Annotated in this window: 34 protein-coding genes and 3 pseudogenes; 21 read left to right on the top strand and 16 right to left on the bottom strand. The window is 73.5% G+C overall.

The window, feature by feature from the left end; translation table 11 throughout:
- Positions 1–41 precede the first annotated feature (41 nt).
- Positions 42–371 carry a DUF1330 domain-containing protein gene (locus tag ACZ4W5_RS15045; protein ID WP_465654783.1) on the bottom strand — a complete coding sequence of 110 codons (330 nt, stop codon included), beginning with the start codon at positions 369–371 and terminating at the stop codon, positions 42–44.
- A gap of 278 nt (positions 372–649) precedes the next feature.
- Here ACZ4W5_RS15045 and ACZ4W5_RS15040 point away from each other — a divergent pair, with 278 nt between their 5' ends.
- From ACZ4W5_RS15040 to ACZ4W5_RS15020, 5 genes are all read left to right on the top strand, one after another.
- Positions 650–1,600 carry a hypothetical protein gene (locus tag ACZ4W5_RS15040; RefSeq protein ID WP_465654781.1) on the top strand — a complete coding sequence of 317 codons (951 nt, stop codon included), beginning with the start codon at positions 650–652 and terminating at the stop codon, positions 1,598–1,600.
- A 154-nt stretch (positions 1,601–1,754) separates the two neighbouring features.
- Positions 1,755–2,831, top strand: coding sequence for a helix-turn-helix transcriptional regulator (locus ACZ4W5_RS15035; RefSeq protein ID WP_465654779.1), 1,077 nt, complete (start codon positions 1,755–1,757; stop codon positions 2,829–2,831).
- Between the two features lie 83 nt (positions 2,832–2,914).
- A complete protein-coding gene (locus ACZ4W5_RS15030) occupies positions 2,915–3,511 on the top strand; it encodes a hypothetical protein (RefSeq protein ID WP_465654778.1) in 597 nt (198 codons plus the stop codon).
- Positions 3,512–3,673: 162 nt separating this feature from the next.
- Positions 3,674–4,186 carry a hypothetical protein gene (locus tag ACZ4W5_RS15025; protein WP_360232098.1) on the top strand — a complete coding sequence of 171 codons (513 nt, stop codon included), beginning with the start codon at positions 3,674–3,676 and terminating at the stop codon, positions 4,184–4,186.
- Between the two features lie 13 nt (positions 4,187–4,199).
- Entirely contained in the window at positions 4,200–4,811 is a 612-nt protein-coding gene (locus ACZ4W5_RS15020; RefSeq protein ID WP_360232101.1) for a hypothetical protein, read from the top strand.
- Positions 4,812–5,030: 219 nt separating this feature from the next.
- Here the strand turns inward: ACZ4W5_RS15020 and ACZ4W5_RS15015 are convergent, their stop codons facing one another.
- The 3 genes from ACZ4W5_RS15015 to ACZ4W5_RS15005 form a co-directional block, all read right to left on the bottom strand.
- Positions 5,031–5,498 (bottom strand): NUDIX domain-containing protein, encoded by a 468-nt coding sequence (locus tag ACZ4W5_RS15015; RefSeq protein WP_465654776.1) that lies wholly within the window; start codon positions 5,496–5,498, stop codon positions 5,031–5,033.
- Positions 5,499–5,572: 74 nt separating this feature from the next.
- Entirely contained in the window at positions 5,573–5,812 is a 240-nt protein-coding gene (locus tag ACZ4W5_RS15010) for a hypothetical protein (protein WP_360232106.1), read from the bottom strand.
- Positions 5,809–6,009: a hypothetical protein gene (locus ACZ4W5_RS15005; RefSeq protein WP_465654774.1), complete on the bottom strand. Its 201-nt coding sequence runs from the start codon at positions 6,007–6,009 to the stop codon at positions 5,809–5,811. Before ACZ4W5_RS15005 ends, ACZ4W5_RS15010 begins: the two co-directional genes overlap by 4 nt.
- A gap of 118 nt (positions 6,010–6,127) precedes the next feature.
- Here ACZ4W5_RS15005 and ACZ4W5_RS15000 point away from each other — a divergent pair, with 118 nt between their 5' ends.
- From ACZ4W5_RS15000 to ACZ4W5_RS14970, 7 genes and pseudogenes are all read left to right on the top strand, one after another.
- Positions 6,128–6,964 (top strand): helix-turn-helix domain-containing protein, encoded by an 837-nt coding sequence (locus tag ACZ4W5_RS15000; RefSeq protein ID WP_465654772.1) that lies wholly within the window; start codon positions 6,128–6,130, stop codon positions 6,962–6,964.
- Positions 6,948–7,160 carry a DUF397 domain-containing protein gene (locus tag ACZ4W5_RS14995; protein WP_465654771.1) on the top strand — a complete coding sequence of 71 codons (213 nt, stop codon included), beginning with the start codon at positions 6,948–6,950 and terminating at the stop codon, positions 7,158–7,160. The genes ACZ4W5_RS15000 and ACZ4W5_RS14995 overlap by 17 nt, the downstream gene beginning before the upstream one ends.
- Before the next feature lie 110 nt (positions 7,161–7,270).
- On the top strand, positions 7,271–7,606 hold the full coding sequence (locus tag ACZ4W5_RS14990) for a phospholipase D-like domain-containing protein (RefSeq protein ID WP_465654769.1): 336 nt from the start codon (positions 7,271–7,273) through the stop codon (positions 7,604–7,606).
- Positions 7,607–7,651: 45 nt separating this feature from the next.
- Entirely contained in the window at positions 7,652–7,855 is a 204-nt protein-coding gene (locus ACZ4W5_RS14985; RefSeq protein WP_465654768.1) for a DUF397 domain-containing protein, read from the top strand.
- A 49-nt stretch (positions 7,856–7,904) separates the two neighbouring features.
- Positions 7,905–8,333, top strand: a pseudogene (locus ACZ4W5_RS14980) (DNA-binding protein); the annotation flags it as partial.
- A 231-nt stretch (positions 8,334–8,564) separates the two neighbouring features.
- A complete protein-coding gene (locus ACZ4W5_RS14975) occupies positions 8,565–8,864 on the top strand; it encodes a DUF397 domain-containing protein (RefSeq protein WP_465654767.1) in 300 nt (99 codons plus the stop codon).
- A gap of 177 nt (positions 8,865–9,041) precedes the next feature.
- Positions 9,042–9,149: pseudogene (locus ACZ4W5_RS14970) on the top strand (XRE family transcriptional regulator); the annotation flags it as partial.
- Between the two features lie 222 nt (positions 9,150–9,371).
- Here the strand turns inward: ACZ4W5_RS14970 and ACZ4W5_RS14965 are convergent.
- Entirely contained in the window at positions 9,372–9,977 is a 606-nt protein-coding gene (locus tag ACZ4W5_RS14965) for a TetR/AcrR family transcriptional regulator (RefSeq protein ID WP_465654765.1), read from the bottom strand.
- A 37-nt stretch (positions 9,978–10,014) separates the two neighbouring features.
- On the opposite strand from ACZ4W5_RS14965, the gene ACZ4W5_RS14960 reads away from it, so the two are divergent.
- The gene (locus ACZ4W5_RS14960; RefSeq protein ID WP_465654763.1) at positions 10,015–10,812 is read left to right on the top strand and encodes an alpha/beta fold hydrolase; all 798 of its coding nucleotides are present in this window, start codon (positions 10,015–10,017) and stop codon (positions 10,810–10,812) included.
- Between the two features lie 61 nt (positions 10,813–10,873).
- Here ACZ4W5_RS14960 and ACZ4W5_RS14955 read toward each other — a convergent pair.
- Positions 10,874–11,150, bottom strand: a pseudogene (locus ACZ4W5_RS14955) (transposase); the annotation flags it as partial.
- A 119-nt stretch (positions 11,151–11,269) separates the two neighbouring features.
- Positions 11,270–12,049, bottom strand: coding sequence for an NAD(P)H-dependent oxidoreductase (locus ACZ4W5_RS14950; RefSeq protein ID WP_465654761.1), 780 nt, complete (start codon positions 12,047–12,049; stop codon positions 11,270–11,272).
- A gap of 152 nt (positions 12,050–12,201) precedes the next feature.
- On the opposite strand from ACZ4W5_RS14950, the gene ACZ4W5_RS14945 reads away from it, so the two are divergent.
- Positions 12,202–13,053 carry a helix-turn-helix transcriptional regulator gene (locus ACZ4W5_RS14945; RefSeq protein WP_465654759.1) on the top strand — a complete coding sequence of 284 codons (852 nt, stop codon included), beginning with the start codon at positions 12,202–12,204 and terminating at the stop codon, positions 13,051–13,053.
- A gap of 184 nt (positions 13,054–13,237) precedes the next feature.
- On the opposite strand, the gene ACZ4W5_RS14940 is transcribed toward ACZ4W5_RS14945, so the two are convergent.
- From ACZ4W5_RS14940 to ACZ4W5_RS14930, 3 genes are all read right to left on the bottom strand, one after another.
- Positions 13,238–14,101, bottom strand: coding sequence for an alpha/beta fold hydrolase (locus ACZ4W5_RS14940; protein WP_465654757.1), 864 nt, complete (start codon positions 14,099–14,101; stop codon positions 13,238–13,240).
- 197 nt (positions 14,102–14,298) lie between these two features.
- Positions 14,299–15,306: an aldo/keto reductase gene (locus tag ACZ4W5_RS14935; RefSeq protein ID WP_465654756.1), complete on the bottom strand. Its 1,008-nt coding sequence runs from the start codon at positions 15,304–15,306 to the stop codon at positions 14,299–14,301.
- Positions 15,307–15,348: 42 nt separating this feature from the next.
- Complete coding sequence (locus ACZ4W5_RS14930) at positions 15,349–15,777, bottom strand: hypothetical protein (protein ID WP_465654754.1); 429 nt, start codon at positions 15,775–15,777, stop codon at positions 15,349–15,351.
- A 562-nt stretch (positions 15,778–16,339) separates the two neighbouring features.
- Between ACZ4W5_RS14930 and ACZ4W5_RS14925 the strand changes: the two genes are divergently transcribed.
- The 3 genes from ACZ4W5_RS14925 to ACZ4W5_RS14915 all read left to right on the top strand — a co-directional run bounded on the left by ACZ4W5_RS14925 (position 16,340) and on the right by ACZ4W5_RS14915 (position 19,033).
- Entirely contained in the window at positions 16,340–16,951 is a 612-nt protein-coding gene (locus ACZ4W5_RS14925) for an XRE family transcriptional regulator (RefSeq protein WP_465654752.1), read from the top strand.
- Positions 16,952–17,096: 145 nt separating this feature from the next.
- Positions 17,097–17,738 (top strand): ParH-like protein, encoded by a 642-nt coding sequence (locus ACZ4W5_RS14920; protein WP_360232150.1) that lies wholly within the window; start codon positions 17,097–17,099, stop codon positions 17,736–17,738.
- Entirely contained in the window at positions 17,735–19,033 is a 1,299-nt protein-coding gene (locus tag ACZ4W5_RS14915; RefSeq protein ID WP_465654750.1) for an MAB_1171c family putative transporter, read from the top strand. The genes ACZ4W5_RS14920 and ACZ4W5_RS14915 overlap by 4 nt, the downstream gene beginning before the upstream one ends.
- A 22-nt stretch (positions 19,034–19,055) precedes the next feature.
- Here the strand turns inward: ACZ4W5_RS14915 and ACZ4W5_RS14910 are convergent, their stop codons facing one another.
- Together ACZ4W5_RS14910 and ACZ4W5_RS14905 are read right to left on the bottom strand one after the other, a co-directional pair.
- Positions 19,056–19,511, bottom strand: coding sequence for a hypothetical protein (locus ACZ4W5_RS14910; RefSeq protein ID WP_465654748.1), 456 nt, complete (start codon positions 19,509–19,511; stop codon positions 19,056–19,058).
- Positions 19,512–19,674: 163 nt separating this feature from the next.
- Positions 19,675–20,256: an RBBP9/YdeN family alpha/beta hydrolase gene (locus tag ACZ4W5_RS14905; RefSeq protein ID WP_465654747.1), complete on the bottom strand. Its 582-nt coding sequence runs from the start codon at positions 20,254–20,256 to the stop codon at positions 19,675–19,677.
- Between the two features lie 110 nt (positions 20,257–20,366).
- Between ACZ4W5_RS14905 and ACZ4W5_RS14900 the strand changes: the two genes are divergently transcribed.
- Positions 20,367–20,975 carry a TetR/AcrR family transcriptional regulator gene (locus tag ACZ4W5_RS14900; protein WP_465654745.1) on the top strand — a complete coding sequence of 203 codons (609 nt, stop codon included), beginning with the start codon at positions 20,367–20,369 and terminating at the stop codon, positions 20,973–20,975.
- A gap of 32 nt (positions 20,976–21,007) precedes the next feature.
- Here the strand turns inward: ACZ4W5_RS14900 and ACZ4W5_RS14895 are convergent, their stop codons facing one another.
- Positions 21,008–21,862: a DUF4253 domain-containing protein gene (locus ACZ4W5_RS14895; protein WP_465654743.1), complete on the bottom strand. Its 855-nt coding sequence runs from the start codon at positions 21,860–21,862 to the stop codon at positions 21,008–21,010.
- 235 nt (positions 21,863–22,097) lie between these two features.
- Between ACZ4W5_RS14895 and ACZ4W5_RS14890 the strand changes: the two genes are divergently transcribed.
- Positions 22,098–22,925 carry a hypothetical protein gene (locus tag ACZ4W5_RS14890; RefSeq protein ID WP_465654742.1) on the top strand — a complete coding sequence of 276 codons (828 nt, stop codon included), beginning with the start codon at positions 22,098–22,100 and terminating at the stop codon, positions 22,923–22,925.
- A gap of 16 nt (positions 22,926–22,941) precedes the next feature.
- Here ACZ4W5_RS14890 and ACZ4W5_RS14885 read toward each other — a convergent pair whose 3' ends face one another.
- From ACZ4W5_RS14885 to ACZ4W5_RS14875, 3 genes are read right to left on the bottom strand one after another with little or no spacing between them, the layout of a single operon-like run.
- On the bottom strand, positions 22,942–23,256 hold the full coding sequence (locus ACZ4W5_RS14885; RefSeq protein WP_360232168.1) for a hypothetical protein: 315 nt from the start codon (positions 23,254–23,256) through the stop codon (positions 22,942–22,944).
- Positions 23,257–23,307: 51 nt separating this feature from the next.
- The gene (locus ACZ4W5_RS14880; RefSeq protein WP_465654740.1) at positions 23,308–24,183 is read right to left on the bottom strand and encodes an ABC transporter permease; all 876 of its coding nucleotides are present in this window, start codon (positions 24,181–24,183) and stop codon (positions 23,308–23,310) included.
- A complete protein-coding gene (locus ACZ4W5_RS14875) occupies positions 24,180–25,115 on the bottom strand; it encodes an ABC transporter ATP-binding protein (protein ID WP_465654739.1) in 936 nt (311 codons plus the stop codon). Before ACZ4W5_RS14875 ends, ACZ4W5_RS14880 begins: the two co-directional genes overlap by 4 nt.
- Positions 25,116–25,232: 117 nt before the next feature.
- Between ACZ4W5_RS14875 and ACZ4W5_RS14870 the strand changes: the two genes are divergently transcribed.
- Both ACZ4W5_RS14870 and ACZ4W5_RS14865 read left to right on the top strand, forming a co-directional pair.
- Entirely contained in the window at positions 25,233–25,697 is a 465-nt protein-coding gene (locus tag ACZ4W5_RS14870) for a hypothetical protein (protein ID WP_465654737.1), read from the top strand.
- The gene (locus ACZ4W5_RS14865) at positions 25,694–26,041 is read left to right on the top strand and encodes a transcriptional regulator (protein WP_360232177.1); all 348 of its coding nucleotides are present in this window, start codon (positions 25,694–25,696) and stop codon (positions 26,039–26,041) included. Before ACZ4W5_RS14870 ends, ACZ4W5_RS14865 begins: the two co-directional genes overlap by 4 nt.
- Positions 26,042–26,064 lie beyond the last annotated feature (23 nt).

Here is a 26,064-nt window from a genome sequence, read left to right as displayed (position 1 = left end):
TGCCCGTTGAGTCAGTGCCCGTTGAGTCAGTGGCCGTTGAGTCAGTGCCCGTTGAGCTTGTCCGCGCCCCGGTAGCCGGCCGGCACGCCCTCGGCGATGATCGCGTCGGCGACCATGTGGCGGGTGCGCAGCGGCAGGATCTCCCGGTAGGCGGGCGAGTCGTACCAGGCGCGGGCGCTCCCGTAGTCGGGGAACTCGATCAGGATCAGCCCGAGCTGGCCCCAACTGCCCTCCAGTGTCTCGAACTTGCCGCCGTGGACGACGAAGTGCCCGCCGAACTCGTCGAGGGTGGCGTCGATCCGCTCCAGGTACTCCTCGATGTCGGGGCAGCTCTGGACGGAGTGGACCTGGGCGAGGGCGTAGGCGGTCATGTGCTGCTCCCGTGGCGGTGTCGGAGGGGGGTTCGTCGTGCTGACGTCTCCGACGGTAGGGCTCGGCAGGGGCCCGCCGAATCCGTCACGCATCAGTAGGGATGACGTAGCCGGGCGAGGTCGGGGCGGGGGGTGCGCGCGGGGGTGCACGGGGGGTCCGAGAAAGCTCGGATACCGGTGGGTGACGGGTTCCTGACAGCCTGGGTGCCGGTCGGCCGGCCGTACCGCCTCTGCCCCGTACCGCCTCTGCCCCCGTACCCCCTCGATCTGGAGATCCCTTGCGCTCGCTCATCCGACGCATCGTCCTCTCGGCCGCGCTCGCCCTGGGCGGCCTGGCGCTGGCCCCCGGTGCCGCCTCGGCCGACACCCCCGCGACGGTCCTGTTCAACCAGGCCTCCGAACGCTGTCCCGACGGCGCGGTGTGGGACACCCAGGACATGCACCCCTGCGCGCCCTCGAACAACCCGGGCACGTGGGTGTTCACCCCGGTCCCGGGCTGGAGCGGCATCTACACGATCAACAACGAGGCCGACAGGCGCTCCTGCCTGACCGCCTCCGACAGCCGCCCCGGCGGCTACCAGTGCTACGCGAACCAGACCAGCCAGATGTGGCGGATCACCCCCTACACGGCGCCCGGCCAGAGCGCGAAGTACGACATGGTGGGGGTGCGGATCCAGAACGTGTCCAGCTCGCTGTGCCTGGACAACACCGAGAAGAACTTCGGCGGCTGGAAGCTCTACATGTTCGGCTGCAACGACGGCGCCTACCAGCAGTGGAACATCTACCGCAGCAGCTACGAGGCCCTGTTCGGCCCGGTCGGCGCCCACAAGGGCATGACCTGGGCGACCCTGGAGCAGCGCGCCGACAACGTGGTGCACGTCGGCTACGACACGGCCAGCGACCCGTACCAGGGCGACACCCCGGCCGGCAGCCGGCTGCCGGTGCTGTGCCTGCGCAAGGACGGCCGCCCCGCCCCGGCGGGCGTGCCCACCAGCGGCTTCCACAGCTGGGCCGGCGGCGAGGTGAAGGCCACCGCGCCGGTGCCCGGCACCCAGCTGAGCAGCCGGGCCACCGCCGACCAGCTGTGCGCGGCCTCGTTCGGGGCGGGCTTCCGGATGGCGGAGTTCCACGACGCGTCGGGCTGGGGGCTGTGGGCCAACGGCACCCTGCCGACCCAGACCAGGTTCTGGACCGCGATCGACGACCAACCGGCCAACCCGTGGAGCTGACCGCCTCGGCGGCGCGTCACGGGTGATCGGGGGCGGGGGCGGGTGCCGAGCACTGGCACCCGCCCCCGAATTTTTCGGTCACCCTCGGCCTGCTCCCGGCCATTCGTTCGTACGTCCACCGGCAACGGGGGCCCGTTTCCCTAGCCTTCGGTCCGTGGCCAAACGACGCGACATCGAGCGGGAAGTGCTGGGCACCATCGGCGAACTGGCGGCCTCCCGGCTGCCCACGGCCGAGCTGTTCCGGGAGCTGCACGCCCTGCTCCGGGGCCCGCTCGGTTTCGACGGCGGGTGCTGGCACGGCACCGACCCGGTCACCGGGTTCCCCACCTCCACCGTCGCCTCCGGCCTCGACCCCGCCGGCTTCGAACAGGCCGTCCGCCTGGAGCTCCAGGGCGAGGACGCCACCACCTTCGAGGCCATCCGCGCCGCCGGGCAGCGGGTGCAGAGCGTCGGCCGCGCCACCGACGGCCACCCCGAACGCAGCGTCCGCTACCGGGAGTTGCTCCAGCCCTGCGGCTACGGCGACGAACTGCGGATCAACTTCGACCTCGGCGGCGGCCGCTGGGGCAGCGCGGCGTTCATGCGCGAGAACGGCCGCGACCCCTACGACCTGCCCGAGCTGCGTCTGGCCGCCCGCATCGCCACCCCGGTCGGCGCCGCCCTGCGCGCCGCCCACCGCGCCTCGCTGCGCCCCGCCCGCACCGCACCGCCCGCCCCCACCCCGGCCGTCGCCGTCCTGGACGCCCACGGGCGGCTGCGCTCCGCCGACGCGGCGGCCCGCGACCTCATCTCCCGGCTGGCCGAACCCGGCGGCCTCGTCCCGGGCGTGCCCAGCGGCTTCCTCACCGTGGCCCGCCAGGCCGCCCGCACCGGCCGCCCGGCCGAGGTCCGGGTGTGCACCCCGGACGGCCAGTGGCTCGCCCTGCACGCCACCGCCCTCGACGGCCCCTCCGACGGCGTCGCCGTCATCGCCACCCCCGTCTCCCCCGTCCAGCACCTGCCGCTGGCCGTCCTCGCCCACGGCCTGTCCCCGCGCGAACAGCAGGTCGCCCTCCACGCGGTGCGCGGCACCAGCACCAAGGACATCGCCGCCCTGCTACACCTGACCGTCCCCACCGTCCAACAGCACGTGGGCGCCATCCTCGACAAGACCGGCACCCGCACCCGCCGCGAACTCGTCACCCTCCTGATGGCCAGCCACCTCCCCACCCTCGGCCTGCCCCCGGCGTGACGGGGTTGCGGTGCGTACACCCTGACGGTTCGGATAGCATCCGCCCAGCTCGAACACATGATCATGCGAACGGGGTGGGACGGATGCCGCAGGAAGACGGCGACGGCAGGACGACGAAGCGGCGCCGGCAGGCCCTCGCCGTCGCGGCGGGGGCGTGCGTCCTCGGCGCGGCCGGCCTCGGCGGGGCCCTGCTGCTCACCGGCTCGCACGGCACCACCGCCCCGGCGGCGCAGGACGCGGCGGCCACGTCGAGCCCCTCCCCCGCGGCCTCGCCGTCCGCCACGCCGTCGGCCTCCCCCTCGGCCCCGGCCGAGGCGCCGACGACGCCCCCGGCACCGGTGGAGACCGGAACGCCCACGGTCGTCCCCGCAGCCGACCAGGCCGAGGACGGGGCCGAGGCCACGCCCGAGCCCGCCGCCACCAAGCCGGCCCCGGCCCGCCCCCGCACCACCCAGGCCCCGGCCGCCCCGGCCCCGGCCGCCCCGGCTCCGGCGAAGAAGCAGCCCGTGGCCGAGCAGCCGCCCGCCCCCGAGCACACCGTCCCGCCCCGGCCGGTGCCCCAGGCCCCGGCCCCAGTGCGCACCGACACCCCCTGTCCGCCCGGACAGGCCATCACCTACGCCGGCTGCCGCCCGCTCGGCCCGGTCATCACCCTGGGCCCCACCACCCCGCACGGCTGACCGCCCCGGGGCCGGGCGTCAGGGCCGACGGGGGATCACGGCGAGAGCGAGCGTCACAGGTCGGGGCCCATCGACCGGTCCATGAACTCGTCGGCGTCGGGGGCCTCACTTGTCAGGACGGCGGCGAGGAGCGCAGGACGTGGTGGTAGGGCGGTGACGACGGTGGCCACCCAGCTCCCGAGTGTCGCCGACCCGAGCCACTGGGTCATCGACCGCAAGGCTCCGGCGGCGACCCTCCCCCAGGTCAAGGTGCCCGCGCACGCCGCACCGACCCGGCAGTCGCCGGAGCGGCCGGCCGACGTCTTCGGGGAGGTCCGCGATGTGGCCTACCACGGGCAGCTCTGTGGCACCGACGTGATCGACGCGAACAGCGGTCCCGGCCCCATGACCTTGACGCTGACCCAGACCCGTTCGACGGCGACCCAGTGGACGGCGAGCGCGTCGATCGACGTGTGGAAGATCTCTGCCGGCGTCGGCTTCAACGTGACCGACACCATCACGAACACCGAGTCCGGCTCCTACACGGTTCCGGCCGGGAAGTTCGGCAACCTGCAGGCGTACCAGCTCTTCGACTACTACACGTACAGCATCTACGACACCCAGGTCGGCGCCTACATCGGCGACGGGGAAGTGAAGAAGCCAGTAGGGTTCTGCTACAACAGCTGGACGAACTAGGAGAGTTGAGTACATGCGGCGATCCAGTCGGTTCCTGGGGGCGGCGAGTCTCGTCGCTACAGCCGTCCTCGCGGCTGCGTGTACCGACGACGGGACAGCGCCGGCGCCTCAGCAGGAAAGCGGTCCCTGGTTCCTGGAGGCGACGGCCGCCGCACCGGCGGATGCCGTCGTCCAGCGCAGTATCGACGCTCCGCCCGCCAAGGGCACCGCCAAGATCCTCGGCATCGCCGATGTCTCGGGCACCAGCGTCGTCCTCGCCGTCAGGAACGGCACCTGCCAGGTGGCAGTCCTGCCGGACGGGCTGACCGATCCGACCGCCACCGCTCCCGATTCCGTCGGAGCGCCGCGTCCCACTGCCAGTTCCTTCGCGGACACACACGTGGATTTCCCCGGGAATGTTCTTGCCGGAACATACACCCAGGCGTCCGCTCAGCTGAGCCCCTTCAAATTCACGGCCCTCGGCTGTGGTGAGAAGGCCATGGCGGTCAGGCTGGAAGGGGCCGGAAAATCCGCTGAGGCACGGAAGAAGGCCGGTGACTCGCTCCGTTTGTGGAAGAACGGGGCAGATCTGGTTCTGGCTGTCGGAACCCCTGAGGCAGTTCATCAGGCCCCGACGTCTGGATGATCGTCGCGCGAAGGCGGAGGGTGCACTCCCACGGGAGCGCACCCTCCGCCTTCGCATCCGCGGGCCCGTCAGTGATCCACAGCAGCGGCTGTGTACCCGCCCCCTCGTCCCCGACGACGGGACGGCCGGTCGGCACCGAGGCGGGCGGGGCGACATCGAAAGGCCAGGTCATGCGGTGAACCGTAGGGGCGGACGCTGACAGAGGCCGGCCGGTGACGGTCAGTCGGGGCGCTGGCCGTGGAGGAGGAGCGGGAGGGCGTGGCCGGTGAGGGCCTCGGCGGTGCGGGCGGCCTGGGAGGGGGCCATGTGGTTCTGGAGTTCGTGGACGGGGACGAAGCGGGCGCCGAGCAGGCGGCTGTGCTTCTGCGGGGGGACGGTGATCGGGTGCTCGTCGCGCAGGGTGCCGCCGTCGAAGACGACGTTGAAGCGCTCCAGGTAGCGGTCGGAGGGGGTGTAGTCCAACGCCACGGCGTGGGTGAGCCTGAGGATGATGCCGGTCTGGGCCTGCAGGTGGCGGGCGGCGGCGCGGTGCGGGGGCTCGTTCACCTTGCCGGCGCCGCCGGGCAGGATCATGCCGTCCAGGTAGTCCGGGTCGACGAGCAGGACGTCGCCGCGCTGGTTGCGGACGAGAACGAGGCAGCCGAGCCGGCAGATGGGGGGCTTGGCGAGCAGGCGGGGGTCGTGCACGGGGAGTTCACTTCCTGAGAGCGCAGAACAACAGGAGGGCGAAGCAGGCCCACCACAGCAGGCGGGCGAGGAGTTCAGTCGTCATACGTGAGGCGCTCGTAGCGCAGCCCCTTGCGGAGCAGGTCGACAATCCGCAGGAGGTCGAGGGGGCGGGCGGTGAGGTGCAGCAGGTACTCGCACGTGGAGCGGCCGGTGTCCCAGTCCACCTCCAGGGTCGGCAGGTTGACCCGGCCCAGGGCGAGGACGGTGGTGAGGTCGTCCAGGACGGCGGCGGCCTGCCGGCGCTGCTCGGCCGTGATACGGGAGAGGGTCACTGCTCCCCCGGCCGCTTGTGCACCTCGAACAGGCGCCAGGCCGAGAAGGCCTCGGTGAAGGAGGAGAAGCCGCTGCGCTCACCGTTGGGCTTGCACAGCCACGCCCCGGTGCACTCGTTGCGCACCCGGTAGCACCGGGCGTCGGTGTCCCAGCGGACACCGTAGCCGTGAAGGCGGGGGGATTGGTCTTGGGCCATGGGAATGACCTTCCGCAGTCGATGTTTCACGTTCCGTAGGGGAAAGGGTTGCGGAACGGCCCCCTCCTAGGGAAGGATCTGAAGTCGCCAGTTCAGCTTGGTTCAGTTGGGAACGATCATGAACCGCAAGGAACTTGACCCCACGTCATCTCCCTTTGCCCCTCTCGGCATCAGGCTCCGTCGCTACCGCGATGCGGTCGGGATGTCTCAGGCCGAGCTCGGAGCGGCCATCTCCTACTCCGATGCCTACATCTCCAGCATCGAACGCGGCATCCGTCGGCCCAGCCGACGCTTCGTGGAGCTCGTGGACAAGGTCTTCAACACCGGTGGCACGCTCGCCCTGATGCTCGACCAGCTCGAACACAGCATCTTGATAGAGGGATTCCCCGAGTACGCCGAGCGGGAGGCCGAGGCAACGACGATCCGGCTCTTCGAGATCGGCGTCATCGCAGGGCTTCTCCAAACCCCGGACTATGCGGCGGCTTACGAGCAGGCGCCTGTCAGTCGGGGTACCGTCACTCGGCAACAAGCCGACGAGCGCATGCGGTTTCTGCTTACTCGTCAGGAACGTCTCAGCCAGCCTTCCCCACCCTTCGTCCACGCTGTCCTCGACGAGTGGTCTGTACGTCGGCCGATCGGTGGTCCAGCTGTAATGGCCCGGCAGTTGGCCCATCTGGAGGAGCTGGCCAGTCGGCCGCACATGACCATCCAGGTGGCTCCGATCAGCCTCGGCGAGCACCGGCCGTTCGCGCATCCGGTGACACTCCTTACATTGCCGAACCGCTCGCTGCTCGGCTATTCGGAGAGCCACCAGCGCGGCTTTCTAGAGCGTGATGCGGACACCCTCGCTGGCTGGGCCAGGGAGTACGATCGGCTGCAAGCTGAGGCGCTGCCGCTGGCCGCGTCGCTGGAGCTGATCCGCGCAGTACGAAGGGAATTTGAAAGTGCACTTTGACCTTTCCGGCGCTCGCTGGCGTAAGAGCTCGCACAGTGGGCAGGGCGGCCAGTGTGTCGAGGTCGCGGACGGCCACCAGAGCGTCGTCCCGGTCCGCGACTCCAAGGACCCCCACGGCCCGGCCCTCGTCTTCCCCGCCACCGCCTGGCAGTCCTTCATCACCGCAGTCCGCACCGGCGAGTTCGACGCCCGCTGACCCCAGCGCTTCTAGCCCCGCCGCCCCGGCCCCCGGGGCGGCGGGGCCATCTCCACTCCTCCGCCAGGTTCAACTCCCCCGGCCACCGCGACTCCAGGGGTGATCCACGAGTGATCCGGCCGAACCTCCTCCAGTCGAACCTCAAGACCGGCCACGACCGGGAAGTCCTCGCCGCGTACCCGTACCGGTCGGCCTGCCCGCGATCGGTCTGGGCGCAGCTGATCGCCGAGGCGCGGTCCGAGGTCTTCCTCGCCGGGTACACCAACTACTTCGTCTGGCTGGAGCAGCCCGAGTTGCTGCAGACCCTCCGCCGCAAGGCCGAGAGCGGGTGCCGGATCCGCTTCCTGCTCGGCGATCCGGATTCCGACACGACCCGCGAGCGTGAGCAGATCGAGGGACTCTGGTCCCGGGGCCGCGACATCCGCACCGCCCCGCTGGACGCATAGGAAGTCGGACCCGCCGACTTCCCACTCCCCCAGGAGGGAACCGCCATGAACCCCAACTCCCCCATCACCTGGCGCAAGAGCTCGTACAGCACCGACGGCGGCCAGTGTGTCGAGGTCGCTCCCGGTTTCCCGAACGTGATGCCCGTCCGCGACTCCAAGGACCCCCACGGCCCCACCCTCGTGTTCTCCGCCGCCGCCTGGCAGTCCTTCGTCACCGCCGTCCGCACCGGCGAACTCCCCACTCCCTGAAACCGGGAGGACCCGACATGACCGACGGGAGCCGGGCAACATGAACCACTCCGGGATCTGGCTGAGCCGTTACGAGTTCCTCAGCAGCAGCCGCAACGGCACCTTCACCGGGCTGCACCACGTCGTCCTGACGCAGGAGGGCGACCGCATCACCGGACGCTCGCTCCCCGGCGCCTCCTCCAACCCCGATTCCCCGCTGTCCTTCGACCTGACCGTCGACCGGAACATCGTCACCGGCACCTGGGTCGAACAGACCGCACAGGACGGCTACTACCACGGAGCCCGCTACCACGGTGCCGTTCAGCTGCTGGTCGATCCGACCGGTCGGCGCATGGCCGGCAAGTGGGTCGGGTTCGGCAAGGAATTCGACGTGAACACCGGCCCGTGGGCTCTCAGGCTGCTCGACAAGTCCACGACCGACGAAATCCTGGCCAAGTACAGCGCACCACCCGCAGAAGGCCCGGCGCTCCACAACTGACCTGCCTGCTCACGCGCCGCTGCCCCGGGCCCCGGGGGGGGGGGGGCCCCCCCCCCCCCCCCCCCACCCCCACCCCCCCCCCCCCCCCCCCCACCCCCCCCCCCCCCCCCCCCCCCCCCCCCCCCCCCCCCCCCCCCCCCCCCCCCCCCCCCCCCCCCCCCCCGCCCCTGCCCCTCCCGCCACGAGTACCAGCCCCACGCCGACCGCCCTGAGACGCCGGGGTGATGAACCGTGACCCTGCCGAACCTCCTCCGGTCGAACCTCAAGACCGGCCACGACCGAGAAGTCGACGCCGTCGACTTCCCACTCCCCCAGGAGGGAACCGTCATGAACCCCAACTCCCCCATCACCTGGCGCAAGAGCTCGTACAGCTCCGACGGCGGCCAGTGCGTCGAGGTCGCTCCCGGTTTTTCGAACGTGATGCCCGTCCGCGACTCCAAGGACCCTCACGGCCCGGCTCTCGTCTTCCCCGCCGCCGCCTGGCAGTCCTTCGTGACCGCTGTCCGCACCGGCGAGTTCGACGCCCGCTGACCCCAGCGCTTTTAGCCCCGCCGCCCCGGCCACCGGGGCGGCGGGGCCATCTCCACTCCTCCGCCAGGTTCAACTCCCCCGGCCACCGCGACTCCAGGGGTGATCCACGAGTGATCCGGCCGAACCTCCTCCAGCCGAACCTCAAGACCGGCCACGACCGGGAAGTCCTCGCCGTTCGCCCGCACGGTCGGCCACGACTCGCCCCTGATGCACCAACGGCGCAGCGGGGAGAACGGCCTCTTCGACCGCTTCGCCGAGCACATCGAGGAACTCTGGTCCCGGGGCCGCGACATCCGCACCGCCCCGGTGGACGCACAGGAAGTCGGCCCCTCCGACTTCCCACTCCCCCAGGAGGGTGTGCCGGAACGCGGTAGCTGTCACTGAGACATCGGGCCGACCTCGGCGGAACCGTCAGGTGTAACGCGACGGTTGTCACTACTGACTTCGAACGCGTGGTGTCGGGCCGGCGCTCGTCGGTGATCAGGTTGCCTCGGGCGAGGTAGTCGCCTATGAGCGCCTGGCGAACTGGCGGATCGCGAGGTCCGCCGCGGCAAGGAGTTCGTCACGAGGGACGCCGAGGTTGGACTGGACGGACAGGCCGTGCCAGACGGCCTGGACGAGTCCGGTGAGCGCGCTCACCGAGGCGTCGGGGGGTAGCTGCCCCTCTTCTGCCGCCTGCTGAACGCGGGCCAGGAGTGTGCGCTCGTTGTCCTGGTGGAGAGCGGCAATGTACGTGCGGACGTCGATGGTCTCCGCGCTGTCAGCCAACACGGCGCTGGTGACGAGGCATCCGGGATGATGATCGGCAGGCTGGGTGAACTCGTAGACCGAGTGAGTCAGGATGTGGTCCACGACCAGGCGGATGTCGCGTTCGCCGGCGGCCTGTCGGTAGATCTCGCGGTAGCGCTCCGCGTAGGTCTTCACCGCCTCCTCGAACAAGCCTGCCTTGCTGCCGAAGGCGGCGTAGAGGCTGGATGTGGAGATCCCGAGCGCGTGGGTGAGGGCCCGCGTCGAGGTGCCCGAGTAGCCGCTCTCCCAGAAGAGGCGTGCTGCGGAGAGGACGGCTTGCTCGCGGTCGAAGGCGCGGGGTCGGCCAGGGTGCAGCGTGGACATGCCTTGCATTGTAGAGCACCCGCTCCATAATAGAATTATGGAGCAAACGATTCAGAAAACAGTGGCCGTGTCTCCGGAGAGCTGGGTCACGATCGACGTCTACGGCGATGCGGATGCGCCGGGCCTCGTGATGGTGCCCGGAGTCATGAGCGACGCACACACCTGGCGCCACGTCGCCCGTGAGATCCACGCCTGGCCGTCGGTCACTGTCGTCAACCGGCGCGGACGAGTACCGTCGGGTCCGCTGACCCGCGCCTACACGCTCCAGACGGAGATCGCCGACTTGGTTGCGGTGCTGAACGAGGTCCAGGGCGCGGAAGCACTCTTCGGCTGGAGCTACGGCGGCCTGATCGCCCTGATGGCAGCAGGGGAACATCCGGTCCGGCAGGTCATCGCGTACGAACCTGTGATTCGCCCTTTCGCACGCGACGCGCTGCCCGCGCTGGCGGTTGCCGCTGATGACCAGGACTGGGATCGCAGCGTCGAGATCGTCAACACGGACATCTCAGGGTTTCGCAACGAGCATGTCGAAGCCCTGCGCGCGGATCGGCAGGGCTGGTCGGTGCTGCGGCGCTTGAGCGAGCCGCTCCATGCGGAGCTGGCCGCACTCAACGCGTCGCCGGCTCCGGAGAAGCTCGCGCTGCGAGCGGAGCGCACCGATCTCGTCATCGGCGAGGCCAACATCGGCTCGAGCCCCTACGGGACGACATTCGAAAGCATTCGGCGGCGCCTGGACCAGCCCTGCACCTGGGTTCTTCCGGGACAAGGCCATCTCGCCCACATCCACGCACCCGGAGAACTTGGCGAACTCATCGACAGCCTGGCCCGGTGCTGACGGCGGGACCTCACAGCCGGCGAGCGAGCGACTGCAACGAGACGGCAGTGCGTCAGGAGTCCTACACGAAGCCCGTGCCGGCGAGACAGCCGTCGATGACATCCGGGCGGTACTGGATCATCTTGAGTCTTCGCTTCACTGCTCGGGTGATCCGGCTGAGATCGGCGGCAGCGAGGTTGCCTACGTCGCGCTTGACCAGCGACCAGATGCCCTCTTGAGGGTTCAGGTCCGTCCGGCGCATACGTCGGCAACCGGAACACCGTGAGCCAGTCGGTGTTGGCCTCGAAGAACTCCCGCAGCGGCGCCACCAGGTGCATGCGCAGGTTGTCCCAGGGGATGGCGGATGGCGCTCGCGGCGCCGCCAGTTTGGTGAAGGAGCCCGTGCGCGATCCCAGCCCTGCGGGTCGTCCTCCCATAGCCCCCCAACGCTCCCGCCACGAGCGCCGGTTGCCGGTGGTCAGCCGTGCACGTGCAGCCCGAAGCCGGTGCGGCCGGCGGGCTCGAGTCCCTCCTTCAGGTGCAGCGAGGGGATCTCGTAGTCGCCGAAGTTCTGGCGCCGGAACGCGATCGGCTCGGTCGACTCCAGGGTGAGCAGGCGCTGCTTCCAGGCCTTGGCGACGTCCTGGTAGTCCGCGCCGGTCATCCGGTCGGTGCCGTGCAGCACGAACGGCGGCAGCACCTCGATGCCCGGGTAGTAGAGGATGCCGTGCTGGATCGGGAACAGCAGGTCGTCGATCGGGCCGTTGATCCCGCGGGCGGCGTAGTGCGACTGCGGGCCGCCGGTGGTCACCGACAGCAGCGCCCTTCGGCCCGCGAGGGTGCCCTCGCCGAAGCGCTCGCCGTACTTGGTGTCGCTGTGTTCGCCGACGCCGTACGCGAAGTGGTACGTGAACACCCGGTCCACCCAGCCCTTGAGGATCGCGGGCATCGTGTACCACCACAGCGGGAACTGGAAGATGATCGTGTCGGCCCACAGCAGCTTCTCCTGCTCGGCGCGGACGTCCGCGGTGAGCGTCCCGGCGTCGAAGGCCCGGCCGGAGTCCAGGGCGACCTTCAGCGGACTCGAGGCCTGGGGGCCGTAGTCCGCGGCGTCCACGACCGCCTTCCAGTTCATCGCGTACAGGTCGCTCACCCGTACCTGGTGCCCGGCGGCCTCCAGGGTGGTCACCGCGAGGTCCTTCAGCGAGCTGTTGAGCGACGTCGGCTCCGGGTGGGCATGGACGATCAGCGTCTTCACGGGGAACTCCTTCGGATCGGTTGCCTTCGATCCTGGGCGCCGCGGCGCCCGGCGTTCAGGGGCGCCGCTTCCGTCGGACGGGACTTCCTGGTAACGGCAGGGCCACCCTCACGGCCCCCGCCACGGGCTCCGCCGAGGCCATACTGAGGGGCATGGACGATCTTGCGGGCTTCCTGCGGACCCGGCGTTCCCGGGTCGACCCGGCCGCCGTCGGCATCCCCACCGACAGCCGCCGCCGGGTCCAAGGGCTGCGCCGCGAAGAGGTCGCGCACCTGTCCGGAGTCAGCGTCGACTACTACGTGCGCCTGGAGCAGGGCCGTTCGACCCAGCCCTCCGAGCAGATCCTCGACGCGCTCGCCCGCGTCCTCGGCCTCGACGAGACCGAACGCGGACACCTGCACCGGCTCGCCCGGCAGCGCCGCCGGCGGGCGAAGGCGCCGGGCGGGCGGGTCCGGCCGGAACTGCTGCGCGTCCTCGACCTGGTCACCGACGCACCCGCGCTGATCGTGAACCACCGCCTGGACGTGCTCGCCGGGAACCGCCTGGCCGGACTCCTCTACGGCCGACCGATTCCGGGCCTGAACACCGCCCGGCACCTCTTCCTCGAGGAGGCCGAGCACGGCCTCTACGCGGACTGGGAGAACTGCACCCTCGACGTGGTCGGGCACCTGCGCCTGGCCGCCGGCAAGTACCCCGAGGACTCCCGCCTGGCCGCGCTCGTCGGCGAGCTGGCGATGGGCAGCGAGCGCTTCCGCCGCCTGTGGGCCCGCGCGGACGTGCGCGCCCGCACCCACGGACGCAAGGCCTACCGGCACCCGCTGGTCGGACCGCTGGAACTGCACCACGAGAACTTCGCGCTACCGGACGAATCAGGCATCGAGCTGCTGGTGCTGTCCGCTGCCCCCGGCAGCCCCGCCGAGGACGGACTGCACCTGCTCGCGCGCCTGGGCACCGGCCGCGGTGACGCACACCCCGCCGTGGACGCCGCCCGGCTGCGCGGGTGAGCCGACGACGCCGTGGTACCCGCTGAACGGTCCGATGTCCGTGGACGGCGAGGAGTTCTGCTCCCGGGGCGGTGACATCCGCACCGCCCCGGTGGACGCACAGGAAGTCGGACCCGCCGACTTCCCACTCCGCCGCTGCGCCGCCCCGCCCGGCCGGGGCCGTCGGCAGGTCGGCCGGCTCCGGTCAGGATGCGGCGGGCAGCTGCGCGGCGACCTCGGCCAGGACCCGGGCGGCCGGTTCCGGGGCGGCCAGCCACTTGAGGTGGCTGCCGGTGAGCGTGCGGACGGCGTAGCGGTTCCCGGGGGTCAGGGCGTCGGCCTCGCGGATCATCCGGTCCTGCATGGCGAGCGGGATGCTGGTGTCCTCGGTCAGCCGGACGTACGTCCGGGGGATCCGCCCCCAGGTGTCGGGGCGGGCCCGGTCGTCGGGGGTGCCGGCGTCGAGGTTCTCGTCGGGCTGGAAGGTGTTGAGGAGGACCAGGAACTCCTCGTCCGTCCCGTCGGCGAACAGCGCCGCCTTGAAGGCCGCGAGGGCGTCCGGGTCGGCGGTGCGGAAGTTGGAGCGCAGCAGCCCGAGTTCGACGGGGTTGCCGACCAGCGCCGAGGCGAGCGCGGCGGGGTCGACCGCGGCCATCTCGGGTTCGGCGTAGTAGGCGCTGACGTCGAGGTCGACGGGGCACCAGGAGGAGACGTAGACGAGGTGGTCGATCAGGTCGGGCCGCTGGTTGGCGGCGACGGTGGCCGTCAGGCCGCCGCGGCTGTGCGAGACGAGGACGACGGGCCCGTTGCGCTTGGCCCGCTCCAGGATCCCGATCAGGTGCGCGGCGTTGTCGGCGAGCGTGACGCCCTTGATCACCCCGGGCGTCGCGGCGAGTTCGGCGAGGTCCTGCGGCGCCTGGTAGGCGCGCGGGTAGGTCGCGGCGAAGCCGTGTCCCGGGAGGTCGACGGCGACCGAGCGGTGCCCGAGGAGGCCGAGTTCGGCCTGGAGCGGGGCGAAGGAGAAGGAGTTGGCGAACGCTCCGTGGACCAGGACGAACGTGGGCTGCATCTGGGCTGGGACTGCCTTTCCGGGCGGCGGCGGTGTCGGCGGCGGCGGGGCGGCGCAGCCACTGGGGTGGTGTGCGAACAGCTGCCCGCTGCCGGGGGATTCACCCTACTGGGTGAAGATCATCCGCACTACCCCCGGACCGACCGGGCCGGGGCCGGGGCCGACCGGGCCGGGGCCGCCCCGCCACCGACCGGCCGTCAGGTCCAGGGCAGGGAGGAGCGGGTGAGCCAGTAGGCCTCGGCGGGTTCGGGCATGTCGGCGAGGGTGGCGAGGTCGTCCGGGGTGGGGGTGAGGTGGGCGGCGGCGAGGTTGGAGGCGAGCTGGGCGGGGGTGGCGGCGCCGGACAGGACGACGTCGGCCCAGGGCTGGGCGGCGGCGGCCGCCAGGGCGAGGGCGTCGGGGGTGGCGGCGGTGCGGGTGGCGAGGGCGCGCAGGGCGGCGGTGTCGTCCCCGGTGGCGTTGCGCCCGGCCAGGCGGCCGTTGGCCATGCCCTCCTTGACCACGACCAGCCAGCCGGCCCGGTGGGCCTCGGCGAGGGCGGGGGCGGCGGAGGTCTCCAGCAGGTTCCAGGTGGCCTGGACGGCGCTGAACAGCGGACGGCCGTCGACGGTGACGGCCAGGGCCCGGCGGATGGCCTCGGCCTGGGCGGGGCCGCTGGTGGACAGGCCCACCCGCACGCCCTCGGCGGCGAGGGCGGCCAGGCGCCGCTGCAGGGCGGGGTCGGTGAGGGCGGGGCTGTCGGTGGTGACCGAGTGGACCAGGTAGACGTCCAGGTGGGGGCCGAGCAGGGCGCGGGTCTCGCGGATCTGCCGGTCGTACACCGCCGTCGAGTGCTCCTTGACCTCGTGCGCGGTGACGCCGGTGGTGCGCCAGTCGGCCGTGTAGGTGTAGCCCCACTTGCTGCCGACCGTCACCTCGGCGGCGGCCTCCGGGTGTTCGGTGAGCCACTGGGCGAGGAACTCCTCGGCGCGGCCGTAGGAGCGGGCGGTGTCGAAGTAGCGCACCCCGGCGGCGTAGGCGGCGTCGAGAAGGGTGTGGGTGCGCTCGCGCAGGGCCTCGACGGTGCGTTCGGCGGGCAGGTCGGCCGCGCGCCCGAGGGTGATGTAGCCGGGCCGGCCGACCGCCGCGGTGCCCAGGCCGAGCCGGGCCCGGGCCGGGGCGCCGGGGACGGAGGCGGGGGCGGCGGCGGTGGGATCGGTCGGCATGCTGGCTCTCCTCGGGTGGCGCGACGGTGCTCACCTGGGACTTTAGACCGTCGGCAGCGGAGCCCGGGCCTGGGCGGACGGGGCCGGGGCCGGAGCGGACGGGGCCGGGGTGCACGGGGCGGGCTGGGCGGACGGGGCCGGGGCGGCCGACTGGTCCAGGCGCAGCACGAAGTTGACGTAGCCGGGCGGTTTGCCCGGCCAGTGCCGGTCGTTGCTGGTGAGCAGCCGGCTGCGCACGCCGTCGCGTTCGGTGAGCGGTCCCAGGGTGGTGCGCAGGTTGGGTTGCCAGTCGCGGCCGCGCGGGCGGTGTTCCAGGGTGAGGGTCCAGCTCTCGCCGTCCACTTCCAGGACGGCGCCGGGCCGGCCGGGCAGCACCCGGGTGCCGGACGGGCCGCGGACGACCGCCCGTTGGTCGAAGTCGGCGTTGCGGCCGACCACGGTGATGCGCCAAGCGCCGTGGAACCTGAGCACGTTCGCCTCCCGCCCGTCGTGGCGCGCCGTCCGGCGGCGCGCCCCTCGTGGGGGTCAACGGCTGCGGGGTGTGCCGGGGATCAGACGGAGGGTGACCGGGCGGCGGCGGTCACGGGGCGGGGGCCGCCGGGGCGGGGGCCGTCCGGACCGTCCGGGCCGTGCGGGCGGCCCGGACGGTCCGGGCGGGGACCAGGCGCAGCGGAAGGACGAGCCGGGCGCCGGTGCGGCACGGTGGGGGTGCGACACAGCGGGGGTCGACGCCGTGCGGTCCCACGGGGGTTCGGCCCTTCCCGGCCGGGGCGCCGAGGCCGGTCGGGCGGTCCGGCGGAGACGCCAAGTGGCGCCGGTAGAAGCTGGCGTGATGGTGCGTCAGCTCAGGTCGGCGGCGCCTGCGGGTCTGCCCGTCCAGGATGTCAGCCGACGCTGCGCGGGTCAACTGGCGTTGACTGCGGGTATCTTCTGATCCATGCCAGCTGATGCCGTTCGGCTATCGTGACCTGGCCGGCCCTGTCCGTCCGCCGAGGTCGCGGCGCGGAGGGCCCGGGCGTGAGGAAGGTGGGGCATGACGGAGTCGACGGGGGACGGCGTTCGGGTGGGACCGGAGGGCGCTCCACCGGAGCCCGCCGGGGACGGCACCGCGGACACGGGAGCGGACACGGGAGCGGGTACGGGCACGGGCGCCGACGCGGACACGGAGACGGACGCGGGCGCCGACACCGACGCTGGCACCGGCACGGAGGCGGACGGCCCCGCGAGCACGGAGGCCGGCGGGCTGGCGGCCCGGATCGAGGCCCTGTTCCACACGGTGCGCCGCCCCGACCGCGAGCAGTACACCAACGAGGAGGTGGCCCGGGCCTGCCGCGAGGCGACCGGGGAGTCCTTCTCCACCACCTACCTGTGGCAGCTGCGCACCGGGCGCCGGGACAACCCGACCAAGCGCCACCTGGAGGCGCTGGCCCACTTCTTCCAGGTCCCGCCCGCGTACTTCTTCGACGAGCAGCAGGGCGCCGAGATCGCCAAGGAGCTGGCCCTGCTCGGCGCGCTGCGCGACGCGGGGGTGCGCAGCCTGGCGCTGCGGGCGGTGGGCCTGTCGCCGGAGGGCCTGGACACCGTCAGCGAGTTGGTCGACGTGATCGCCCGCCGGGACGCGGCGCGCAAACGCCCCTCGCCCTGAGCGCGGGCCGCGCCACCCCGCGGGGCCTCCGGGCCGCCGGGGTACGGGGCCGCCGGGGTGAGGGGCGGGCGCAGGAGCGTGGGACGCCCGTGCGGAGGCGCCGGGGGAGGAACCGTAGGGGTGGGAGCGGTGAGGGGAGCTCGGGTTGTGGGGTGAGTTGTGGGGCGGCCGGGGCTACCGGTCCTCGCTGCGGCGCTGTCGCCGGATGGCCGAACGGCTGGAGCTGCCGCGCCCGTTCGACCCGGTGGTGCTGCTGGAGCAACTGGCGGTGCGGCGCGGACGGCCGATCGAGCTGCTGCCGGTGCCGGCCCGGCCGCACGCCCCCTGCGGGCTGCTGGTCTCCACCCTGGAGGCGGACTACATCCTGTACGCGGCGGACACCGGTGTGCTGCACCAGCGGCACATCCTGGTGCACGAGATCGCGCACCTGATGCTCGACCACGCCGGCTCCGCGCCGCTGGCCCCGGCCGCCGCGCTGCTGCCCAACCTCTCCCCCGCGCTGGTGCAGCGGGTGCTGGGGCGCACCAGCTACGACGAGCCGCAGGAGCGGGAGGCGGAGCTGCTGGCCTCGCTGATCCTGAGCCGGGCGGAACGGGCCGACGCCGCCGACCAGTCGGGGGCCGGGCGGGCGCCGGCCGGCGGGTCGCTGGACGCGCTGGGCGTCCTGCTGGCCGCCAGGCGGCACGGCGGGCCGAACGACGACGGCCCGAACGACGACGCACCGCAGGACTCCGGGCCGACGGACGAGGGCCCGACGGACGCCGGGCCGCAGGGGCGCCGGCCGTGAGCGAACTCGCCCTCTACCCCGTCGGGTTGTTCTTCGTGCTCAGCTCCGCCCACTTCTCCCGCAGCCGGATCGACTCCCGCGCCGCCGCCCGCTTCACCTGCTACGGCACGGCCCTGCTCGGCACCGCCCTGCTGGTGCTCGCCCCGCCGACCGTACGGGCGGTGCAGGGCACGGGGGTTCCGGTGCTGGCGGTGCTGGTGATCGTGCTGGGCGACGGGCTGCGCGACGGCGCGGCCGCGGCGATGCGGCTGCTCGTACCGGCGCTACGGGCGGCCGACGCCGCGGGCAACGGCACCGGCGACGGCACCGACACTGCCGCTGACGCCGCCGGGCCCGTACGGCGGGAGGTGCGGGGTGGACTGGCCCTGCTGGCCGGGGTGCTGGGGCTGCGGGTGGCGCTGATCACCGCCGCCGCGCCGGGCCTGGCGGGCCAGGACCTGAGCGTCGGCCCCGCGCTGTCCGCCCGGCTGGCGCTGGCCGGGTACACCGCCGTGGGCATGCTGCACACCGCGGTGTGCCTGACCGCGCTGCTGCGCGAGCTGGCCCGGCGCGCCCGCGCGGCCGGCCCCGGGCGGCTGGGCACCGGGCTGCGGCTGGTGGCCGGCGGGCTGGTGGCCGGGCTGCTGTGGAACGCCTGGAGCGTGGACGACGTGCTGCGCGCGGCCGTCACCGGCAGCCAGGACGGTCCCGAGGACCTCCTGTGCGCGGCGCTGGGCGGGCTGTGCGCGGCGCTGATCGCGGCCGGCCTGGCCAGCACCCTGTGGCCCGCGGCGACCGGGGCGGTGCGCGGCTGGCTGCGCGCCCACCGCCGCTACCGGGCGCTCACCCCGCTCTGGCGCGACCTGCACACCGTGCTGCCGGAGATCGCCCTCGACCCGGCCCGCCGGCTGCCGCTGCCCCCGCGCGACCCCCGGTTCGCGCTCTACCGGCGGATCATCGAGATCCACGACGCCCGGCTGATCCTGCGCCAGCACCTGGACCCGCGCGCCGCGCAGTGGCTCGACCGCGCCACCCGGCGCTTCCCGCCGCCCGCCGACCACACCGCCGCCACCGCCGAGGCGGCGTCGCTGGCCGCCGCCCTGGAACTGGCCGCGGCCGGCACCCTGCCCGGGCCCGCCGCACCCGCCTCGCCCGCCGCCGACACCCTGGGTTCCCTGGAGTCCCTGGACACCCTGGACGGGGAGGCCGACCACCTCGCCCACCTGGCCCGGGTCTACGCCACCTGCCCGGCCGTCGCCGAGGTCCGCACCCGCGCCCGCGCCGAGCGGACCCGGGCCGCGACGGCCACGCGGTGACGGACCCTGCGGGCAGGTTCCGTCACCGCTCCCAGTACCACCGGACCGCTTCGAACAGCAGGCCCAGGGGGAAGAGCGGGACCATCGAGAGCAGGCCGGGCCCGGTCCCCTTCGCCGGGACGGGTTCGGGTTCCTCCCTTTCCTCCCGTTCCTCCACCGGGACGGTTCCCGGGTGGTACCGGAAGTGCAGCCTGAGCTCGCCCGGAGCGGTGGCCACCGAGTCCAGGCGCAGCTGCCGGTCCGCCTCGTTCGTGAAGCGTGGCTTCGCCCAGTGCATGGACACGGTGGCGATCGGGGCCTCGTCCGCAGGGGTGCCCTCGAGGGCTGCCGACCAGCTGGAACCGTCGATCCGGTAGGGGTAGTTGACTGCCCGGTCGATGAGGTCGCCCAGGGTGGTCGTTGGGTCGACGGTGAAGTCCCAGTGGTGTGGTGGGTCGTCTCCCGGGTGCAGGCTGTCGCGCGTCAGGATCACTCGCATGCCCGGCACGCTAGCCCGGCGAACCGATTATCGTCAATCTGACGCAAACCTCCCGGGTGGAGCCCCGCCGCCTCCGGACCGCGACGGCCCCGCGGTGACGGGCCGGCGGTGACGGCCCCGCCGTGAACCGCCGCGGGCCACCGGGGGCCGCCGTGGGCCGCCGTCAGGCGTCGAGCAGTTCGGTGACCAGCCGCACGGCCTCCGGCACCTCGACGTGGTCGTCCGGGGCGGCGCCGAAGTGCCCGCCGGTCGCGGTCACCACGGCGGTGGCACCCAGGCCTCTGACGAACAGCCCCACGTGCTCGGCGGGGTCGGGCTGGTTCACCGGGTCGTCCATGGCCTGCAGAACCCGGAAGCCGCGCGCCGTACGCCGGATCCGCTCCCAGTCGAAGCCGCCCTCGAAGAACCCCGCGAGCAGCTCGTAGCCCACCTCGTGCGCCGAGGCGGCCACCAGCACCACCCCGGCGAACACCCCGTCGGCCTCCGGGTCGTGGCCCTCCAGGAAGCGCAGCACGTTGACCGCGCCGATGCTGTGCCCGACCAGCACGGTCGACCCGGCCGGCCCCGCCGCCCGGACCGCCTCGCCGTAGACCGCGCGCCAGGCCTCCCGCTGCGGGGCGGCGGCCTCGGGCAGGCGCGGCACGGTGACCCGGTGCCCGGCGGCCTCCAACCGCTCGGCCAGGTACGGGAACCAGACACTGTCGTCGCTCGCGCCCAGGCCGTGCGACACCACGATCTCGCTCATGTGCGATCCACTCCCCTTGAATCCTTCGGACCCTTCCGGATCCTTTGACCCTCAATCGAAACGCTCCGTCGCGTTTCGATTGAACGGTAGCACGCTGCTACGGTGACGGGGTGCCAACCGCAGAAACCCCCGGCCGTCGCACCGGCGGCCGCATCCGCAGCCAGGACGCCCACGACGCGGTCCTGGCCGCCGCCGTCGAACTCGTCGAGGAACTCGGCTACCAGGCCGTCACCGTCGAACGGGTCGCCGCCCGCGCCGACGTCGCCAAGAGCACCATCTACCGATGGTGGAAGTCCAAGGCGCCACTGGTGCTGGACGCCTACCGCACCGCCGTCGAACAGCGGATGCCCGAACCCGACACCGGCACCCTGGCCGGCGACCTGACCGCCTTCACCACCGCCCTGTACGGCGTCGCCTCCCACCCCCTGCGGGTGCGCACCCTGCGCGGCCTGATGGCCGAGGCCCAGCTCGACCCCGCCTTCGCCGAAGCCTTCCGCCAGTGGGTGCAGAGTCGCCGCGAGGTCGTGCTCACCCTGCTCGCGCGCGGCGTCCAGCGCGGCGAACTCCCGCCCGCCGCCGACCTGGAGACGGCCACCGACCGGCTCTTCGGCCTCTTCTGGTACCGGCTGATGGTCGGCCACCAGCCACTGGAACCCGCCCAGGCCGCCGACCACGTACGGCAGTTGCTGGACGGCCTACGCGCCGGGCGGGCGGGCTGACCGTACGACACCGCGTCGGCCCAGCCCGTGCGTCAGTCCCACCAGAAGCCCCAGTGGGCGGCGTCGACCAGGTCCTCGGCGTAGCCGGCCAGGCCCTCCTCGGCCCCGAGGACGTTGTCCGGGCAGAACGCGGCGTGCTCGGCCGCCACCAGCAGCGCCTCCGCCCGGCTCGTCGGCGGCGCCGCGACGCTCAACTCCACGGAGGCGGCGCCCACTTCGACGAGGCGGGCGCCGAAGCGCTGCTGCCAGCCGTGCAGTACGGCGGCGATCTCGCCGGTGTCGCCGTGGCCGTTGGTGCCGTTCCAGCCGCAGGCGGCCAGCGCCTGGGCGCCGCCGTCCGCGCGGACCAGGCCGATCCGCAACGAGGGCCGGGCGCGCAGCAGTTGGCGGGCCAGGCGGTCGGCGCACTCCTGCGGGTCGCGCTGCGGCACCAGGGCGGGGGCGGGACCGGGCCAGGTGTCGCCGTAGGGGGCCAGCGCCTCCAGCAGGTCGGCCCGGTCCTGCGGGTCGCCGCTCGGGCACCACAGCAGCGACTTCTCCCACCACTCGCGCAGCAGGGCCGCCACGTCGTACCGGTCCGCCCGGAACTCCCCCGGCCCGCCGGGCTCCCCCGACCCGCCGGGCTCCCGCGGTTCGCCGGGTTCGAGTCCCAGGTCCCGCGCCTCCAGGTGCGGGACGTCGTTGCCGGGCGCCAGCAGCAGCGGCCACAGCCCCGAGCGCGCGTGCTCCCGGCGCAGCCGCTCCCACGCGCCCTGCGGCGCCGGCCCGTCGCTCACCCACAGCGACGGCACCACCTGACGCCCCGGCAGCTGTGGCGCCGTACGGCCTTCGGCGCTGCGGTCGGGGAAGCGTCGGCGCAGGTCGCGGAGCAGCTGGGAGTCGATCATGCCCCCACGGTAGGGGTCCGCACCGACAACGCCCCCAGCAGGCCCGCCCCACCCCGTCGTCCGCCTCGACGCCGCCGGGGTCGTGCAGCTGCCCGCGCAGGACCCCGGCCCTCACGGGATCCTCGTGCGGTCCGGGCGCGCGGGGGCTCGGGAGGCGGTTCTAGGCTGATGAGAGGAGTGCGGCGGCCGGTCCGTCGTGTCCCGGGGGTCTGCGCTGGGTGGCTGGAGGTGGGGCATGGGTGGCGCGTCCGATGGGCGTCGGGTGAGGGTGCTGGCGGCGGCGGTGCTGCTGGCCGCGGGCGCGGCGGTGGTGCCCGGGGCGGGGGTGGCCTCCGCCGCCGGGAGTGCGCCGGTGCGGGCCTGTCCGGTGCGGGCCGGTGCGCCGGGGCCGCCGCCGGGGGCCGTACCGGCCTCGGTGCCGGTGCCGGACGGGGTGGACGTGCCGGGGACGGCGGCGGTGTACGGCGCCCGCTACCCCGGTGAGGTGCACTTCCTGGTCGCGCCCGCGGGCTGGACCTGCGACGCGGTGTTCTTCGCCGGGGACGGCGGCCAGCAGGCCTACGTCCACCCCGGCGCCCCGGCCGCCGACCCGGCCGGCACCCGCTTCGACGCGGTGGTGCAGGCCGTGTTCGTCAGCGGCGGCGCGCAGACCGAGATCGACCTGGCCTGCGGGCTGCTCCCCGCGGCCGGGGCCGCCCCCGCCATCTGCAACGCCCCGCAGCGCTCGCCCGCGACCCTGGTGCACCCGCTCCCCACCCGGGCCCCGGGCCTGCTGCTGGCGGCCGTCGGTGTCCCGGCGAACGCCCCCGAGCCCAACCTTCCGGCCGCCGGCGGGCCGAACCGTACGGTCGCCCTGGTCACCTTCCAGTCGCCCGGCGGGCCCGCCCAGGAGGTCAGCTGCGCCCTCCCGGCGTCCGCCTCGCCCGTCGCGACCTGCCGGGCCGCGCTGGGCCACCTGCTGGCCACCGGGGCCGCCGCCGGGCAGCTCACCCGCGCCGACCTGGCCGCGGCCCTGGCGGACCTGGACGCCTTCGTGGGCGGCTACCTCGCGCCGCAGCCGTAACAGCGGCCGCCGGCCGTCAGCCGGACTGCCCGACGACCAGCCGTACCAGTGCGACCGCGTCCCTGAGGCTGAGGCCGGGGTGGGCGCGGCGCAGTTCCCGTACGGCCTTGACCTCGGCCGTGCGGGGGTCGATCCCGGCGTGTGCCAGGACGCTGCGGGCCCAGTCCACCGGGGTCGGGGCGGCGGGCGGGACGAAGTCCTCGACGATCCGCAGGGCCCGGCGCAGGCCCGGCTGTTCGACCTGGTCGGCGGTGTCCAGGGCGGCGTGCAGGGCGGCCCTGAGCGGTTCGAGGCCGGCCGGCTGCGGGGAGCCGGGCAGGGGGACGAGCATGGTGGTACCTCTTTCTTCTTCGGGGCCAGGGGGTCAGTGGGCGCTCATGGCTCAGTAGGCGCTCTTGGCCAGGCGCTTGCGCTCGCGTTCGGACAGCACGGAGCCGGACTCCTTGCGGGCCATCCGGCGCAGCAGGCCGGGGGCCAGCAGGAAGCCCGCGAGGGCCCAGCACAGCAGCACGCCGGTGATCTGCGGGTGCTGCCAACTGCCGGACACCTCAAGGGCCTTGGCGCTGTCGGGCAGCAGGGCGGAGCGCACTCCCTGGGCGATCCAGCGCAGCGGGAAGACCGAGCCGACGGCCTGGAGGGCGGTGGGCAGGTTGCGCAGCGGGGCGAAGGCGCCGGAGATGAACATCAGCCCGAGCATGGGCATCATGTACAGCGCGAGGGCCTCGCGGGCCGGGGGCAGCAGGGCGCCGATCGCGGCGCCCATCGGGACGACGGCGGCGGTGCCCAGCAGCAGGGTGAGGGCCAGGGTGAGCCACTGTCCGGGGGTGGCGGGCAGGTCGGCGTGCAGCAGCAGGGCGCCGCCGGCCAGCAGCAGGAGGATGGAGGCGCCCATGGTCACCAGGACGAAGAGCGCCTTGGCGACCAGGTAGGCGGGCATCGCCCCGGGGACGCCGCGCAGGCGCAGCAGGGTGCCGTCCTCCCGGTCGCCGGAGAGGAACTGGGGGACGGTCATCAGTCCGAACATGAAGACGGTGGAGGCGATGCCGCCGGCCAGGCTGAGCTGGGTCAGGGCGTCGCCGGAGCCGTCGGCGCCGTGAGCGCCGTCGGAGCCGGAGCGCCAGTAGGAGACGGCGAGGAAGACCAGCGGGGTGGTCAGGTAGGAGTAGAAGTCCTTGCGGCTGCGCAGGAGTTGGCGCAGTTCGACGGCGCCGCGGCGCAGGCCGAGGACGTAGGGGTTCACGGGCTTCACGGGGTTCACGCGGCCTCCGCCGGGTCGGTCGAGGGGGTGGCGGCGACCATGCCGAGGTAGGTGTCCTCCAGGCTGGGGCGGCGCACCTCCAGGTCGGGGATCGGTCCGCCGAGCCGCTGGTGCAGGTCCCAGACCGTCTGCGAGGGGTCGGCGGTGCGCAGGCTGCGCGGGGTGCCGTCGGGTTCGCTCCAGCGCACCTCGGACTCGGCCCGGGCGGCTTCGGCGAGTTCGGCCAGGGTGCCGCAGGCGGTGAGGCGGCCGGCTTGCAGGATGCCGATCCGGTCGGCCAGTTGCTGGGCCTCGGTGAGGTCGTGGGTGGTGAGCAGGATGGTGGTGGCGCGTTCGTCGCGCAGTTCGCGCAGCAGGGCGTGGAAGTCGCGGCGGGCCTCGGGGTCGAAGCCGGCGGTGGGTTCGTCGAGGAAGAGCAGGTCGGGGCGGCCGACCAGGCCGAGGGCCACGTCGAGGCGGCGGCGCTGTCCGCCGGAGAGGGTGGCCGCGGTGCGGTCGGCCTGGTCGGTGAGGCCGACCCGGGCCAGCAGTTCGGCGGGCTCGTAGGGGTCGGGGTAGTAGCGGGCGAGGTGGCCGAGCAGTTCGCCGACGCGCCAGCGGCCGTGGTCGCGGCTGGACTGCAGGACGATCCCGATCCGGGCGCGCCAGGCGGGGTCGTCGCGGGCCGGGTCCTGTCCGAGGACGGTGACCTCGCCGGCGGAGCGGCGGCGGTAGCCCTCCAGGATCTCGATGGTGGTGCTCTTGCCGGCGCCGTTGGGGCCGAGCAGGGCGAAGAGTTCGGAGCGTTCCACCCTGAGGTCCAGGCCGTCCAGGACGTCCCGGCTGCCGTAGCGCATCCGCAGTCCGGACGTCAGGATCGCCGGTTCTCCCCCGGGCCGTTCGTCTCCGGAGCGCTCGGCCGCGCGCTCCTGCGGCGTCGTCGTCGCGGTCATGTCCTTGCCTCCCCCTTGCACATGCCCGCCACGCTAGTACTTGCCCGGCGGGAAAGTAAATGCCAGGATCTCCGGTGCTGTCAGAAGCCTTCCGGTACCGGGGAGTTGGAGCATCAGGTGAGCGTTCACGACATCGCCCCCGAGGACGCCCTCGCGTCCTTGCGCACCGCGCAGCGGGCCCGGGCGGCGGCCCGGCGGCCCAACCCGCTGCCCGCCTGGTACCCGGCCACGGCCGCGGGCCTGTTCGGGGCGGGCTTCGCCGGGATCGGCCTGTCGGTCCTGCTGCCGGAGCGGCTGTGGATCGTGACGGCGCTGCTGCAACTGGTGGCGGCGCTGCTGCTGGTGGGCCACGTGGTGGTCAGCCACCGGGTCGAGCACCGGCCGGGCATCGTCGCGGCGCTGCCGCGCGGGGCCGCCGGGCTGCGCGCGGCCGCGCTCCAGCTGCTGCCGCCGGCCGCGGCCGGGGCGCTGGCCCTGCCCTTCGGCCTGCCCGGGTTCCTGCTCACCCTCGGCCTGGCCGGGGGCCTGACCCACTTCCTGCTGCTGCGCCGCAAGCGGGCGGCCGGGGCGGGCGCCGAGTGAGCGCCGAGCCGCCGCCGGAACCGGCCTTCGACGAGCTGATCCACCAGCCCACCCGGCTCGCCGTGGTCGCCTTCCTGTCCGGCTGCGCCGAGGCGGAGTTCCGCGCCGTACGGGAGGGCTGCGGGATCTCGGAGTCGGCGCTGAGCAAGGTGGCCGCCACCCTGGAGGCCGCCTCCTACGTCAGGCTGCGCCGCGGCTACGTCGGCAAGCGGCCCCGCACCTGGCTGCGCCTGACCCCCGAGGGCCGCCGCGCCCTGGCCGCCCACCTCGCCGAGTTGCAGCGCATCGCCGCCTCCGCCACCGCCCTCGGCGCCGCCCTGGAGCAGGCGGCGGCCGAGGGATAGCCCGGGCGGGGCCGCGTATCCGG

The organism is Kitasatospora sp. NPDC029367, assembly GCF_055569135.1.
The sequence above is the reverse complement of the archived record's forward strand: the minus strand, read 5'-3'. Positions and strand labels throughout refer to the sequence as shown.